The sequence below is a fragment of the Sphingomonas metalli genome, assembly GCF_014641735.1.
Classification (GTDB): domain Bacteria; phylum Pseudomonadota; class Alphaproteobacteria; order Sphingomonadales; family Sphingomonadaceae; genus Sphingomonas; species Sphingomonas metalli.
The window spans coordinates 1,055,731-1,069,513 of the sequence record NZ_BMIH01000001.1 but is presented as its reverse complement, the minus strand read 5'-3'; the positions used below and the strand labels follow the sequence as shown (position 1 = coordinate 1,069,513).

Here is a 13,783-nt window from a genome sequence, read left to right as displayed (position 1 = left end):
AAATGCTTGGCCGCAAAAACGCTAAGATCGGGTAGCGGCTGGCCGCACGTCAGCCGATCTTGCCCTTTTTCAGATCCTCGAGCTTCTTCGCGGCTTCCTCCGCCTGTTTGGTCGCGTTCTTGTTGGCTTCGGCAGCCGCCTTGGCGGCATCCTTGGCGGCGTCTTCCGCAGCCTTCTTCGCGTCGTTGGCGGCCTTTTCCTGATCGCGGGCGGCATCCGCAGCGGCCTTTGCGGCTTCGCGCTCAGCATCCTTCGCCGCGCGTTCGGCGTCCTTCGCCGCCTTGTCGGCCGAAGCCCTATCGGCGTCCTTGGCCGCCTTCTCGGCGTCCTTGGCGGCCTTGTCCGCCTCCTTTGCGGCATCGTCAGCCTTTTTGGCCGCGTCGGCCGCAGCCTTGTCGGCCGCGTCGCGCGTCGCCTTCAGGGCGTCGCGGGCGGCATCGGCGGCCTGCGCTGACGCCGCCTTCGCGGCTTCGCGCGCGGCCTTGTCGGCCGCGGCCTGGGCCGCGGCGGCGCTGGCCCTGCTCGCCCGATCAGCCGCGGCCGCAGCGTCCCGCGCGGCGTCGGCCGCAGCGGCCTGCACGGCGCTGTCGCTGCTCGTCGCTGCCTGCGCGGCGAGATCGGCGGCACGGCGAGCGGCCTCCTCGGCGTCGCGACTCGCGCTGGCCTTTTGCGACTCGCGCGTGGCGCGATCCATGTCGGCGGCGGCGAGCGCTTCGTCCGCACGGCGCGCATCGTCCATCGCGCGGGTGGCGGCGTCGGCCGCGGCAGCAGTGCGCGCGGCCTCTGCCGCGGCACGGTCGGCGGCGCCCTTGCGTGCGGCGTCGGCGACTTGCGCGGCGGACCGGGCCTGTGCTTCGGCGCGAGCCTGTTCCGCGGCCTTGGCGGCGCGTTCGGCCTCGGCCGCCGCGGCGGCGTCGGCGGACGCCTTGGCCGCCGCGGCCGCATCGAGCGCCGAGCGTTCCGCTGCCGCCTTGGCGGCCGCCGCCTGTTCGGCCTGCGCCTGGGTCTTCGCCGCGGCGGCGACGCTCGCCGCCTCGTCGGCATGTGCGGCGACGATCGTGCTCGCCACCTCGACGGTTTTCACCGCCGCGGCCGACGCCTCGGTGGCGATGCGGGTCGCCGCCGCCACCTGGGTCAGGGCGGCGCTCGCCTCCTGCCCGATGCTCCCCTCGACGAGCCCGCCGGTCGCCTCGCCGAGCGAAACCGGCGCGGCATAGACGGCCTGGGCGAGGACGGGCTGCGGCGCGACACCCGCCGGCGCGGTCTCGGCCAGCACAGGGGCGGGCGCCGTGGCCGACGCGTCGGCAGGCGTGGCAAGGGCGGCGGGAGCGGCCGACGATTCGGCCGAAGCCGGCGCGGCGGCGGTCTCGACCGGCACGGGCTGTGCCTCCTGCGTCTTGGCGGCCGGCGACTCGATCACCGTGCGCACGCCGCCACGCTCCACCTCCATCCGGAACCGATTGGTGTCGGAGACGAGCGCGACTGCGCCCGGCGTGATCAGGTCCTTCGCGCCGCCGTCGCGGGTCGCGACTTCGACCGCGCCTTCGAGGACCTGAAGCGCGGTGCCGCGATCGGCGACGTTCACGCTGAAGGTCGTGCCCTTCACCACCGCGGCCAGATAGGGGGTCTGCACCTCGAAATGCGGAGTCATCTTCTTCTTGATCATGAAGACGACGTTGCCGAGCTCCTGGGCGATGCGGGTGAAGCCGGATTTCTCCTCGCTCGCGGCGGGCAGGCGCAGCCGGGAATTCGGCGCGACCATCATGAATTCGGTGCCGCGTACGAGCACCGCACGCCCCGCAGCACCGGTGGAAACGGTGTCGCCGGCGGCGATTTCCAGCCCACGCGCCGCGACCTTGGTGATGCCGTTGCGCGCGATCTGAACCGGTCCGCTGACCTCGCTGAGGCGCCATGCCGCAGGCCCGGCGACAGCGGCCGAGGAGCAGGATGCGGCCAGCATCGCCAACAGGGACTTGCGCATAATGTTCTCCGCCACGCGAATCATTGTTCGTCTTCCAAATAGTTGAACTGGCAGTGATTTATTTCCGAGCGCTTAGGTCGGATGGTTAATTCCAGATAACCGGGCAGCGATGCGCGGCTTAACCCCTTGCGAACCAGTTGCGGCCTACCTGATGAGATCAAAGGGATTGAGATGCCGTCATTTTTTCGCAGAGCACTGGTTGCGGGCCTGGTTATCAACGCAGCCGGAGCGCCGGCACGTGCCGAACAGAACCGACTCGATCAGTCGGACCCGAGCATCGCCGTTCGGACCTTGCCCGAAAGCGATCCGACGCGTCCGGCCGGCGACCGTTCGCCGGCCCCGGTCGCCGGCCAGCCGGCGGGCGAGGCGCCCGACATAGCGCGGCTGCGGCCGGCCTCTGCCGTGGTGGTCGAGGGCGCCGACGACATCGCGGCTGATGCCTATGCCGATACCATCGCCCCGATGCTGGGCCGAGCGCTGTCGCGGCAGGAGCTGGCGGCCTTCGCGTCCGCGATCGGGAAGGTCGTGCGGACGCGCGGCTATCCCTTCGCCACCGCGACGATCGCGGCGCAGCCAATGGCCGACGGCATCCTGCGCGTCACCGTCGATCGCGGTCGCATCGATGCGGTGCGCGTGGTGGGCGCACGCAACGGCCGCGCGGACGCCATCCTCGTCCATACTCTCGTGACGCAAAGGCCGGTCCGGCAGGCGGATCTCGAACGCGCGCTGCTGCTGGTCGGCGATATTCCCGGCGTGCGGGTAAAGGGTAGCCGCTTCGTCCAGCAGGACGGCTTCGGCATCCTGCTCGTAACCATCGACGAGGATCGGGTGGCCGCATACGCCCAGATCGACAATCGCGGCACGAAGGAGGTCGGTCCGCTCCGGGCGACGCTGCTCGGCAATCTGCGCGGCATCGTGGACGACGGCGACGAGCTGGGTGTGGTGCTTGCCCAAACGCCGATCGACGTGAGCGAGTTCACCTTTCTGCGCGGGCGCTACGCCGCGCCGGTCGATGCGGCGGGATCGGTTCTGGCGGTGTCCGCCTCCTATGGCTGGTCGCACCCCGGAGCGGCGCTCGCGCCCTTCGATATCAGCGGGCGGAGCGCCGACGTGACGGTCGGCTATGCGCGCCCGCTGCTGCGGCGCAAGGCCCGCAGCCTGTGGGCGAACCTCGACCTGCGGGCGCTGACGACCCGGCAGTCGCTCGCCGGTCTGCCCCTGCGGCAGGACCGGCTGGCGACGCTGACGGGCTCGCTCAACGGTCTGGCGACGACCGGCACCGGCACGATCCGGGGAGAGGTGGCAGCGCAATTCGGCATTCCGCATGTTTCCGACCTCGCCTCGCGCAGCGACGGTGATGGCCGGTTCGCCGCTTTAAGCTATCTGGTCGACTGGACCATGCCGCTGACGGGCCGTGTCAGCGTCGCCATGACGTCGGCGGGACAGCTCGCCTCACGGCCCTTGCTGGCCGTGTCAGAGATCGGGCTGGGCGGCCCCTCGTTCGGCCGCGCCTATGACTATGCTGAGCGAACCGGCGATTACGGCATCATGGGTTCGGTCGAGCTGCGTTATGACGCGGGCCGGATCGTGTCGGGGGTGATCGACCGGTTGCAGGCCTATGGCTTCGGCGATGGTGGCACGGTCGCCAATTGGCATGCGGGCGCGGGTGGCGGAACCTTGGCCTCGGCGGGCGCAGGACTGCGCGCCGGTGCGGGGCGGATCGAGGCGGGGATCGAGCTGGCCTTTCCGCTGGGGGAAGATCGCTTTGACACCGGCAACCGGCGTCCGCGCCTGTCGCTTCGTCTGGCGCGCGCACTCTAGCGACCTGCGACCGGGCGGGAAAACACCGATGACTACAAACCCATAGAGGCTGACTGCGGCGTGATCGGAAAGGACGGACGATTGTCGGGCGTGACAAGCGTGGCAGCGAAAGCGGCGGAGCTGCGCGCGGCCTCCGGCCGAAAGGCTGTCGAAAAGGCGATCGCCGAGGTTGCCCGGGCCGAGCAGGAGGGCGACGACCTGAGCGCCCGCTTCTGGAGCCTCGTCGTCACTGAGCTTGGCCCTGTTCATTCGGACCCGAGATCCCGGCCTCCGACATGTCTCTCGTCACGTTCGCAATGAGCACTTGAGGTGCTGTCCAACTGACGCACACCTCGCCGTTCCAGCTTGGAAGTCCGGCGAGAAAAGCAAAGGGGAGCTGCTGAGGCCCGGGTTGATCGTCATCGAGCTTCACGAGCCGATCACCGGCGGCCGGCGCCGGCATGGCGGCCGCTATTCCGTCGGGATCGATGGCGGGCGCTGTCGCCGACAGCATCACGCCTTACAGGGCAGCAAGAAGTCGTCGGGTGTCTTGGTCCCTCGACGGAATGATGGCGGAAGCGGCATCCGGGCAACGATCAGCGGCGCCGCCGCGGCCCCGCCGTCGACCTGAACAAATGGCCGAAGGTGGGAGGCGAATTAGGCCTGGTGAATGTCCGCTACTGGGTCGTCGCGACGTCTATCCAGCAGCCGCGCCGAAGGTGAACGAGCGGTGCGCTCGTGTCCTGTGTGACGCTCTAATAGCGGTAGCGCAGCTCAGCTTGGCCGCCCGGCGCGAGCGTCGGCGACCAAGTGACGACTCCCTCGATGCGGCCAACATCCTGGGCTTCCGCCTCGATCTGCTGCCCCGCAGCTCCGATCGGCACGTCGAGCCTTACCGCAAATGGGGTAGCGTTACTCACCGTCAGCATCGCCTCTCGGGAACCTAGAGCGATGCGGGTCACCCGCAAGGGGTCGCGCGGAGCTACGTCTACTTGCGTCACCGTCACCTGGCTGCTCACGCCGGCTGCGAGGCGGAAGGTCTCACCGACGGAGCGATCCGTGATCGCCCCCAGTCCGAGCAAGAGCCGCTCGTCCGCCCGCCGAGCGTAAAGCGCGGTGCTACCAGCAGGCAGCGGCACGCCTAAGCCGTTCGTCTTTTCGTTCTTCAACATCAGTACAATCGCAGTCGATGCGGCGTCGATCCGCTCGCCTGGATGAACCGCTCGCCGATACCGCCGCTCGAAGGGCACCGATCTTTGCGCTAGCAGCGCCACCTGCTTCTGCGCGCGCGCCGCGACAGTGGTCGCTACCGGGATCCGGTAGAGCTTCAGGTCGCCAAGGTCCTCCGGCGCCGGCGCCGGCGGCGGAGGAGGTGCAGGCGGAGCAAGTGTCGCCATGTTCATTGCCGTCACCACGATCTCATCGGCAGGCTCGATTGGCTCAGCCGGCTCGAATTTGCGCGCGCGCAAGTCGGAGGTGGTCGTCCCGAGCGGGTAGCAGACCAGCCGCAGCGCGCTTGCCTCCTGCGGGATCGCCGACACGGCCACCCGGTTGAGCCGACCGGCGACCGCCTGCACCTCGGCCTGGGGGAACACCTCGTCATTGCCGTTGGCCAGCGTCATCCAGGCAAACAGGTCGAGCGCGCGGCCATCGGGAGCGAGCGTGGCCACATAGCTCGCCCGCCAGTCGAACCCGGAGGCAAGATAGGTCAGCCGAACCGTCACCGTCGCCGCCGCCGAGCTGGTGGTGGTAACGCTCAGCACCGGCTTGCTGGACAGCCCGGCCGGCACCCCCGCATACCCCAGTTGCTCGGGCAGGCCCGAGCAGCGCAGCGCCTCGATGCCCGCGGCCGTCTGCACGATCACCCCGGGCCGCGGGCCGGCGACGATCGTCGCCTCCTCACTGACTGCCCGGCCGGTTGCCTTGTCGGTGCGGGTCAGCGTGATCCGTCGGCCAAGCGTGCCGTCAACTAGCGACGCTGGCGAAAGCAGGCGGGCGTCGCGGTTCTTCTCGATCGTGCCTCCGGGCAGCCCGTCGATTATGGCACTAACCGACACGATTCCCTCTGCCACGCCCTCGAACCGCACCACGGCGGTCCCACGCGGCAGCCGAATGCGCCGGGTCTCCGTCACGAGCGCGAACCCTTGCAGGAATCGCAGGTTCATCGCGCCGCTGCCGTCGGGGCCACGGTAGACGGTTAGCGAGACGCGGTCGGGCGCGGCGGAGGTGACCGTGACCGGCTCGGCGTGCAGCGGCGTTGCGACGACCGCCATTGCCAGTATGGCCGCCGCCAGCAGCCGGCGCAGCATCAGTAGCGCGTGTCGAAGGTTGCGCTCACCACGGCACTGCCGTTGGCCGGCACCGGCACCTGCCAGGCGTAGGTTCCGGCATTGCGGCGTTCGCCCTTGGCGCTGTCCTCGACAACGCGCACGTCGCCCCAATCAAGGCCGCCCTGTATCAGCTCGACCGTCGCAGGCCGCGACCGCGCGTTGGTCAGCTTGTAGCGCACCGCCGTCCGCCAGCGGCCGTCGCCCTGCTTCACGCGCGAGACCGTGGTCGGCTGGATCTTGACGTCGAACGCGTCGCCCGTGGGTAGCGCGATTGTCGAGCCCTGCGGCGTGTGCTGGATGCGGTTCTCGCCGATGAACTGCGGCTGGCCGCGCGCGTCACGGACGTAAACCCTCACCACGCCAGCCGGCAGTGCGTCGCCCATGCCCGCTGCGCCGGAGTTACTGAAGCGCAGTACCGACTGAACGCTGCGCGGCTCGTCCGAGCTCCCGAGCCACGCGTTCTCGAAACGGTAGCCCGAGCTTGCCGCCACGCCCTTGGCGTCCAGAAAGCTGACCTGCTTGGTTTGCTTGTCGGCAATCGTGGTGCGTTCGGTCAGCGGATAGAGATAGAAGTCGCCGAGCTGCTCGCGCGCAGCGGTCTCGGTGCCTGGGGTGGTGCGCGTCACCCGCCGCCGTCGAGGCGTGTAGTTGCCGTTGTCGTCATCGGCGCTGCCGACCTCGCCCGCGACCAACAGCGTTTTGGCGTTCGAGAAGGTAGTGCCGCTGATGTTCCTGAGCGTCACCCAGCCCTGCATGTCCGCCGTTCCACTCTGGTCGTCGAACAGCGCAACACAATCGGCGCGCCAGCCGAGACCCCGGCTGAGATAGGAGAGCGTCGCCGGTCGCGTGCCCACGCGGTTGCTGGCCAGCGTCACTGACAGCGTCGGGCGGGCCCTAAGCGCATCCGGCACCCTGTCGAACACCGCGCGGACAGGAAGCCCGTCGTCGCGCAGCACCTCGACATGGCCGTTCACCTCGATGACCACGCCGCCGTTCACGGCCAGCACCTTGGCCCGGTCGCGGGACTCGGTGCCTGTGGCGGGGTTGGTGCGGACCAGCGTGATGGTCTCGCCGACTGCCTTTTCCATCAAGCTCGACGGGCTGAGCAGGTCGTAGTCGAAGTTCTGCTCGACGACTGCGGCATCGGGCACGACCAGCGACACCGTTTCCGGCCGGATCGCGGCACTGACGTCGGGAAAGTTCTGCCGCACCTGGCCTTTCCCCAGCGGCAGCTGGCGGACGTCTTGCACCAGAGCCACGTCGTTGTTGTAGATGGTCACCGACACGTCGCCTTGCGCACTGCCCGCGGCGGGCGCGTCGGAGGGCGGGGGAAGCTGCTGAGCGGCGGCCGCCGTCGATCCGAGTAGCATCGCCAGACAGCCCGCTCGCCAGAAGTGCTTACCCACATCACCCTCCCTGATTGGCATGACAATGGCGCGGTCGGGTCGGAGAGGCAACGCGGCATTGTCAGGGCGCCGATCGGAACATGCTCGGCTCATCGCGGCGTGAGGCTACCCGTTGGAGGAGGGACAGAGATCCGCGCGGCTCCCCATCACGTCACAAAACGAAGCCTGCTAAAGTAAACGCTGGCATTCTGAACGAAAGGCAAAAGTTGGGGAGACGAGAACACGTGTTGGATGGCCGAAGGTGGGTCACCTTCTGTCCAAAGGCGCCCCAAACAGGACCCACTCAGCAACCCAGCCGAACGCCCTTCCAATTGGACGTTTTCGGTTTGCCTTACGGAAGGAGTGGTGCCGCTTACAGGACTCGAACCTGTGACCCCCGCATTACGAAGGCTACTTACGCTTGCGGGAAAGTTGAGGATTTCCGCCATCTTGAGCGTTGCTTCGGAGGTGTGAGCCTAAACGACCCACGGACGTCCCAAACGGGCACGTGAAGCAGACTGAGCCGCATCCTTCTGGAAGCGCTTTGCAATGGGAAACGAGCAAATTACGACCTGCGCCAGACCTGCTCACTCAGGGGTCAACCATGCTGTCCGTCGACCAAACCCGACGCGGTATGACCTAGTCAACGTCCGCTCTCGCCTAATTGCTGACATTCGTGATCCGTGTTTAGAAGGAGAGATGTCCAGCGTGACCAGCCACACGACGGGTCAACAAGGCCATCCTCGAAACCGCCAGATAAGCGGCCCTTTGATGCTCGGGCTTCTGACTGTGCCCCTGGTGTTCGGCTGGTTCTTGGCGCGCAAAGGCTATGCGAGAAGCACGCGAGTGATCGTCGCGATTTACGCCCTGCTCGCACCGACAATCGCGATCTTGGATACGCTTGGATAGCGGAAGCTTTCGTCCGCTATCCACCAAGAGCGAACGTAGCGGAGGCGGAGGCAACCTCCGCGGCGCGAGCCGACAGCGAAGTCAGTAGCGGCGCCCAGCTGAGGACTCGTACCCCTGCCGTACCCCACCGTCCTGCGACAGCATCGATCGTCTCAGCCCGAGGTCATTGCGGAAGCTTGATCATTCAAAAGCCCGGAGATCGCTGTGATCAGTTGCGCTCCGGCAAACGGCTTTGGAACCAAAACGCTTTTCGGCACGCCGTAGGCTGTCCAATCAGCAGCGCTCTCTGCTGTGACGTATACAACTGCAATGGAGGGGTGCCTCTCCCTCGCAAACCGGGCAACGTCCCATCCATTTGGGCCTTTTCCCAATCGTACATCGGTGATGATGCCGACTGGTGCATCTCGATCGTCGCTAAGAGCCGCAAAAGCGGCATCACCGTCGTGGCTGACGATCACCTGGAAGCCACCCTCCGTCAGCGTTTCCTCGATATGCATCAAAATAACCGGCTCATCTTCGACGATTAGCAGGAGTGTGGGTTTGGACACGCAAATTCCGATTGATAATAGGGGCTTAGCCCTTCGGCTGACATCGTTGTCAATACAAGCACGTGGGCCTTACCTATCTGGGCGCTACCGGAATCTCGAGGGACGATTTTGAGTGAGGATGGCGCCGTGTGGAAGGGGAAGTGATGTGGCGGAGGCGTCCTCCGCCGCGCGGCTAGGTCGCCAAGGGGAGAGGGCTTCGACGACCATGCCCGTACCCCACTCTTACCCCTGTCGATGTCCGCTTACGCCCCAAAAGCCGACATATCGGACAGTCCCATTGGCCAGGATCGTCGTCCCGATACGGCACGCCACTGGGCTGAGATGAAATAACCCGCGACTAGATTATGAATCTAAGTTAACGGCGAGAGGCGGGGTGATGCTAACCCAATAGGGGAACAGGGATGAAGAATTTCGTAGCAGCGGCGTTGAGCGCCGCTTTGGCACTGGGGTGGTCGGGAACGGCCGAGGCGGCTTACTCGGTCACGTTTCAGCAAGTCGGCAACGACGTAGTAGCTTCCGGCACTGGCACGCTGAACACGACAGGGTTAGGGGTGTTCTCTACCAATAACGATAGCGCCTTTATCTCGCCTGGTCGTAACATCGCTCTTATTGGCGGGGGTAACTCAACGCTACTAAACACAACGTTGACCTATAATGGACTTCTGGGCACTGGCGTTGGCCTAATCAGCCCTACGTCTAGCACTGGGAATATCGCTGGTGTCTACGGTGGCTTCAACTTCCTGGCGGTATCGGGTGGCTACGTGTCTAATACGCTCACCAGCGGTACTTCGACCTTTGCAAATTCAACGCTCGCCTCTCTTGGATTGAACCCCGGGCTCGTGACGGTTGGGTTCAATTCTGGTCTGAATGCAGATGTCTTCACCATCACTGTCGTCGGTGCGCCGACGGTGCCCGAGCCTGCCACTTGGGCGATGCTGCTGGTCGGCTTCGGCATGGTTGGCGGTGCGGCTCGCTACCGTCGTCGCAGCGTCAAGGTGTCGCTCGCCTAGCTGATCCCCGGAAGGCTGAGCGCGAGAAGCCGTCAGTCGCAAGGCTAGCGGCTTTTCCGAGTCTGGTTTCCACCACAATCGGCCGTCCGCCTGGCCCGACTCACTGCTCGAAAGCGGACATCCCGCTGTCGCCCTAGCAGTGTATACATTATCGCAACAGGCGCATCCCGCCTTGGGACTCAAAATAGTTAAATAGGTGAGCAACCATAGCTTCTTGCCCAACGTACCTTCTCGCAGAGCCCGCGCTACAGCCGGCTCAACCGGAGGGCTCCTGAAATGAAGACGCTTTACGCTCTGCTCGCAGCTGCAAGCGCGTTGGTCGGGACGCAAGCTTCGGCTGCGCAGTTCAACTTCACCTTCGACACCACGGACACTCTGTTCGGCGGGGCCAATCAAACGATCCGCGGTACGTTCACCACCTCGGACACCCTCGTCGAGCGCTTTGGGCAGTCCGCTCTCGCGATCACCGGCATTTCCGGGACGATCAACGGCACGGCTATCAGCGGCCTGTTCGATACCGGTTCGCCCTATTACTACTTCACCACCGGACCGACGTTCCTCGACGGCAGCGGTGTTCGCTTCAACGCAGGCTCAGCTACCAACATCGCGTTCTTCCATCAGGACGGTGTGGCAAATGACCGCTATCGGGTGAACGGGAACGGGACCATCTCAGCGTTCGGGCCTGCTACTTCGAGCCCCGCAAGCGTGGGGGCCGTGCCCGAGCCGTCCACGTGGACGATGATGCTGATCGGCTTTGGAATGGTCGGCGGTGCCGCTCGCAATCGTCGCCGCGCTACGAAGATCGCCTTCACATAAGGATTGATACCATGAAACGGAGTAGGCCGTCAGTCGAAAGGCTGACGGCTCTCCCATGTTTGCTTACAACGGCGATCATGCGCCCAATCAGGCTGCCTCGATTCCGAGAGCGGCTGTTTGGCTAACGCCCGGGAGCGCACGACTCAAGCGCCGGGGATGACTGCGCTATATGTACCAGCTAAGCTGGACCGCTAACGGCGATCGGAAGTCGCTCAGCCTTCGGGAGAATACGTGTGCTTTTTCACACCATGGTCGGATCGAACGACATCGAACGTTCCAAGCGCTTCTACGACACGGTACTCGCCACCTTGGGTGCTGGGGAAGGGACGCGGAACATCGCTGACAGCGGCCATACTCGTCTGATCTACAATAACGGCAACGGGGCCAACTTCATCGTCAGCCAGCCGATCAACGATGAACCGGCCAGCGTTGCCAACGGCAGCACTGTCGCCTTTTCATGCGACTCACCCGAGCAAGTGAAGCAGCTTCACGATACCGCCGTTGCTGCTGGCGGCACTTCTATTGAATCCCCGCCCGGTCCGCGCCAAACTAAATCGATGGGCACCATCGAGCTGGCCTATTTTCGTGATCCTGACGGCAACAAATTGTGCGGAATTCATTTTCCTGTCTGATCCGTTTGGGACAAGTCTGCTTCCGACATCGGCAGCCTTCGATCATACGATTCTGCTACTGTCCGTTTTCCGCTAGGTTCAGCCGTTCGGACGGTGGATCTCGGTTTCCGCAAACGGACGTTCCTTCATGGGGCAACGATGGCCCGAAAACCTCGTGCTGAACGAGCGTCCGCTCCCCGAATGCCGCCGGAGCGATACAGACGTCCGTATCTGGGTCGTCATCACCGTCGGGCGAAGCGGCTTCTTCCGCCCACTAGTGGACGTTGCTGCTGCCTTTTCACTTCCCGATCGCAACATCGATCCTTACGACATGCATCGGGGAAGCTGGGGCGCGCAATGACCGACCTGTTTGTGTCATATAAGTCCGAGGATCGTGCGCGCGTCGCGCCGCTGGTTGCCGCACTTGAGGCCGACGGGATCAGCGTGTGGTGGGACACGCATATTGGCAGCGGCTCGTCGTGGCGAGAGAGCATAGAGACGAACCTGAGCCGCGCGGGCTGCGTGCTGGTGGTGTGGAGCGAGCGATCGGTTGGATCGGAAGGCAGCTTCGTCCGCGACGAGGCCACGCGATCGCTCCGGCGCGGCACTTATCTCCCCGTTCGCATCGATCCCGTCGAGCCGCCGCTTGGCTTTGGCGAGACGCAGGCGGCATCGCTGATCGGATGGAGGGGCGATCGCAAGGACCCGCGCTATCTGGAGGTGCTGGGGGCAGCGCGCGCGGTGCTTGCCGGCACCCCGCGTCCGAGCCCGCAGGCCTATCAGGCAAAGCGAGGCCTCGATCGACGGCTCGTTATCGGCGGGAGCGTCGCAGCAGTTGCTGCAGCAGGCGCAGGTGGTTGGTGGGCGCTGCACCGACAAGGCGCGCCGGGCGACAGTGTGGCAGTGCTTCCATTTGAGAACTTGAGCGGCGACCCGACCCAGGCCTATTTTTCCGATGGCATTGCCGAGGAGCTGCGCGACGCACTCACTCGTATTGCCAGCTTAAAGGTCGCAGCGCGCACATCTTCGGAGCTGATGCGCGACGCAGATGTGGCGACCGCAGCGGCCAAACTTGGCGTAGCGAACATTCTGACCGGCAGCGTGCGGCGCGGTTCGGGGACGCTGCGCATCAATGCACAGTTGGTCGATGGTGTAAGTGGGCTAACCCGTTGGTCCGAGGCTTACACACGTCCGATTGGAGACGCGCTGGCCATTCAGACCGGCATTGCCGAAAGCGTAGCCAGCGCGCTAAGCATTACCTTGGGCGGGGTGCAGAAGGCACTGCTGGCGGTCGGTGGCACGAACAATCCAAGAGCTCGCGATGCCTACCTTCAGGGTGTCGAGTTGGTCAGAAAAAACGAGAATGAGCGGGCGATCGAACTACTAAATGCGGCGATCGCCGCCGATCCAAACTTTGCCAAGCCCTATGCCAGCAGAGCCGATGCTCGCGTCATCATCGCAGCAAAAAGCCTCGGCGGCGGCGCGCTTCGAGCTGAACTGACCAACGCAGAAGCCGACGCTCGGCGTGCGATCAGCTTGGCGCCCAATTGGGGACCGGCGTTGTCTGCGCTGGGCGCCGTGCTGGAGAACCGCCTTGATCTGCGCGGTGCGGCAAGCGCGTTCGACGCAGCCTTGAAAGCATCTGCCAACGACGCCGTGGTTCTTCGCAAGGCAGCTAATTTTCTTGCGAGACAAGGCAATAGGGAAGCGATCGCCCTCTACTCGCGCCTTGAGGCCAGCGATCCCCTTCGAGCGAGAAACCCGATCAGCCGGGCTGCGATGCTAGTCAATCTCGGGCTGTTCGATGACGCGATCACCTCGGCACAAGCCGGTCTCGCCAGCTTCCCCAACGATCCCCCAGCGCTATATGCGCTAGCGCTAGCCCAATTGGCGAAAGGCCAGCCTGTAGAAGCGTTGAAGGCGGCCAAACGCATTCCGCCCGAACTTCCTTTTGGACCGGCATACGTAGCCGCCGCGACCGCCACCACCGATCGTGCCGCCTCCGATCGCGCGCTTAAAGAGCTCATCGACAACCACAGTGACAACGCTCAATATCAAATTGCCGAGGCCCACTCTTGGCGAGGTGAGAAAGACGCCGCATTCCAAGCGCTGGGGCGAGCATGGGACGCGCTCGATCCCGGTCTGGCCAACCTTAAGACGGACCCGCTGCTCGTGCCAATCCGCTCCGACCCTCGCTTCGGCGAGTGGCCGCGCAAGATCGGATTTTCGTGAGTTCCTCAGCGAGGATTAACATTCACTGCCGGGCATCACTGGTCATCGTAATGTCCGCTTTCCACCTAATGCCGGACGTTCGATCATCAAGTTAGGCTCTAAGAGAAACGCCTATTGCAAGGTGAACGAGCGGCAGGATCTCGGCAGCGACAAGGCCGCGA

At 65.0% G+C, this 13,783-nt stretch carries 9 protein-coding genes and 2 pseudogenes; 6 read left to right on the top strand and 5 right to left on the bottom strand.

The features are described from left to right. Positions 1–49: 49 nt before the first annotated feature. On the bottom strand, positions 50–1,981 hold the full coding sequence (locus IEX18_RS05355; protein WP_188657626.1) for a FecR domain-containing protein: 1,932 nt from the start codon (positions 1,979–1,981) through the stop codon (positions 50–52). A 291-nt stretch (positions 1,982–2,272) separates the two neighbouring features. Between IEX18_RS05355 and IEX18_RS05350 the strand changes: the two genes are divergently transcribed. Beyond that, positions 2,273–3,802, top strand: a complete 1,530-nt coding sequence (locus IEX18_RS05350) for a ShlB/FhaC/HecB family hemolysin secretion/activation protein (protein ID WP_229664373.1) — start codon at positions 2,273–2,275, stop codon at positions 3,800–3,802. Positions 3,803–4,028: 226 nt separating this feature from the next. Here IEX18_RS05350 and IEX18_RS05345 read toward each other — a convergent pair whose 3' ends face one another. The 3 genes from IEX18_RS05345 to IEX18_RS05335 form a co-directional block, all read right to left on the bottom strand. Next, positions 4,029–4,298, bottom strand: coding sequence for a hypothetical protein (locus tag IEX18_RS05345; RefSeq protein ID WP_188657624.1), 270 nt, complete (start codon positions 4,296–4,298; stop codon positions 4,029–4,031). Positions 4,299–4,536: 238 nt separating this feature from the next. Next, complete coding sequence (locus IEX18_RS05340) at positions 4,537–6,090, bottom strand: DUF4139 domain-containing protein (protein WP_229664372.1); 1,554 nt, start codon at positions 6,088–6,090, stop codon at positions 4,537–4,539. Then, entirely contained in the window at positions 6,090–7,481 is a 1,392-nt protein-coding gene (locus IEX18_RS05335) for a DUF4139 domain-containing protein (RefSeq protein WP_188657862.1), read from the bottom strand. Before IEX18_RS05335 ends, IEX18_RS05340 begins: the two co-directional genes overlap by 1 nt. A 723-nt stretch (positions 7,482–8,204) precedes the next feature. On the opposite strand from IEX18_RS05335, the gene IEX18_RS05330 reads away from it, so the two are divergent. Next, complete coding sequence (locus IEX18_RS05330) at positions 8,205–8,405, top strand: hypothetical protein (protein ID WP_188657623.1); 201 nt, start codon at positions 8,205–8,207, stop codon at positions 8,403–8,405. A gap of 152 nt (positions 8,406–8,557) precedes the next feature. Here IEX18_RS05330 and IEX18_RS05325 read toward each other — a convergent pair whose 3' ends face one another. Continuing rightward, positions 8,558–8,953: a response regulator gene (locus IEX18_RS05325; RefSeq protein WP_188657622.1), complete on the bottom strand. Its 396-nt coding sequence runs from the start codon at positions 8,951–8,953 to the stop codon at positions 8,558–8,560. 866 nt (positions 8,954–9,819) lie between these two features. Here IEX18_RS05325 and IEX18_RS18905 point away from each other — a divergent pair. The 4 genes and pseudogenes from IEX18_RS18905 to IEX18_RS05305 all read left to right on the top strand — a co-directional run. Beyond that, positions 9,820–9,963 (top strand): annotated as a pseudogene (locus IEX18_RS18905) (PEPxxWA-CTERM sorting domain-containing protein); the annotation flags it as partial. 708 nt (positions 9,964–10,671) lie between these two features. Then, a pseudogene (locus IEX18_RS18900) lies at positions 10,672–10,779 on the top strand (PEPxxWA-CTERM sorting domain-containing protein); the annotation flags it as partial. A gap of 233 nt (positions 10,780–11,012) precedes the next feature. Continuing rightward, complete coding sequence (locus IEX18_RS05310) at positions 11,013–11,411, top strand: VOC family protein (RefSeq protein WP_188657619.1); 399 nt, start codon at positions 11,013–11,015, stop codon at positions 11,409–11,411. 336 nt (positions 11,412–11,747) lie between these two features. Further along, positions 11,748–13,622, top strand: coding sequence for a TIR domain-containing protein (locus IEX18_RS05305; RefSeq protein ID WP_188657618.1), 1,875 nt, complete (start codon positions 11,748–11,750; stop codon positions 13,620–13,622). The last annotated feature ends 161 nt before the right edge of the window (positions 13,623–13,783 follow it).

What these genes read in the sequence shown, in the direction of transcription:
- IEX18_RS05355 (WP_188657626.1), bottom strand. Translation starts at nt 1,981, where the DNA reads ATGCGCAAGTCCCTGTTGGCGATGCTGGCCGCATCCTGCTCCTCGGCC.
- IEX18_RS05340 (WP_229664372.1), bottom strand. Translation starts at nt 6,090, where the DNA reads ATGCTGCGCCGGCTGCTGGCGGCGGCCATACTGGCAATGGCGGTCGTC.
- IEX18_RS05335 (WP_188657862.1), bottom strand. Translation starts at nt 7,481, where the DNA reads ATGCTACTCGGATCGACGGCGGCCGCCGCTCAGCAGCTTCCCCCGCCC.
- IEX18_RS05305 (WP_188657618.1), top strand. Translation starts at nt 11,748, where the DNA reads ATGACCGACCTGTTTGTGTCATATAAGTCCGAGGATCGTGCGCGCGTC.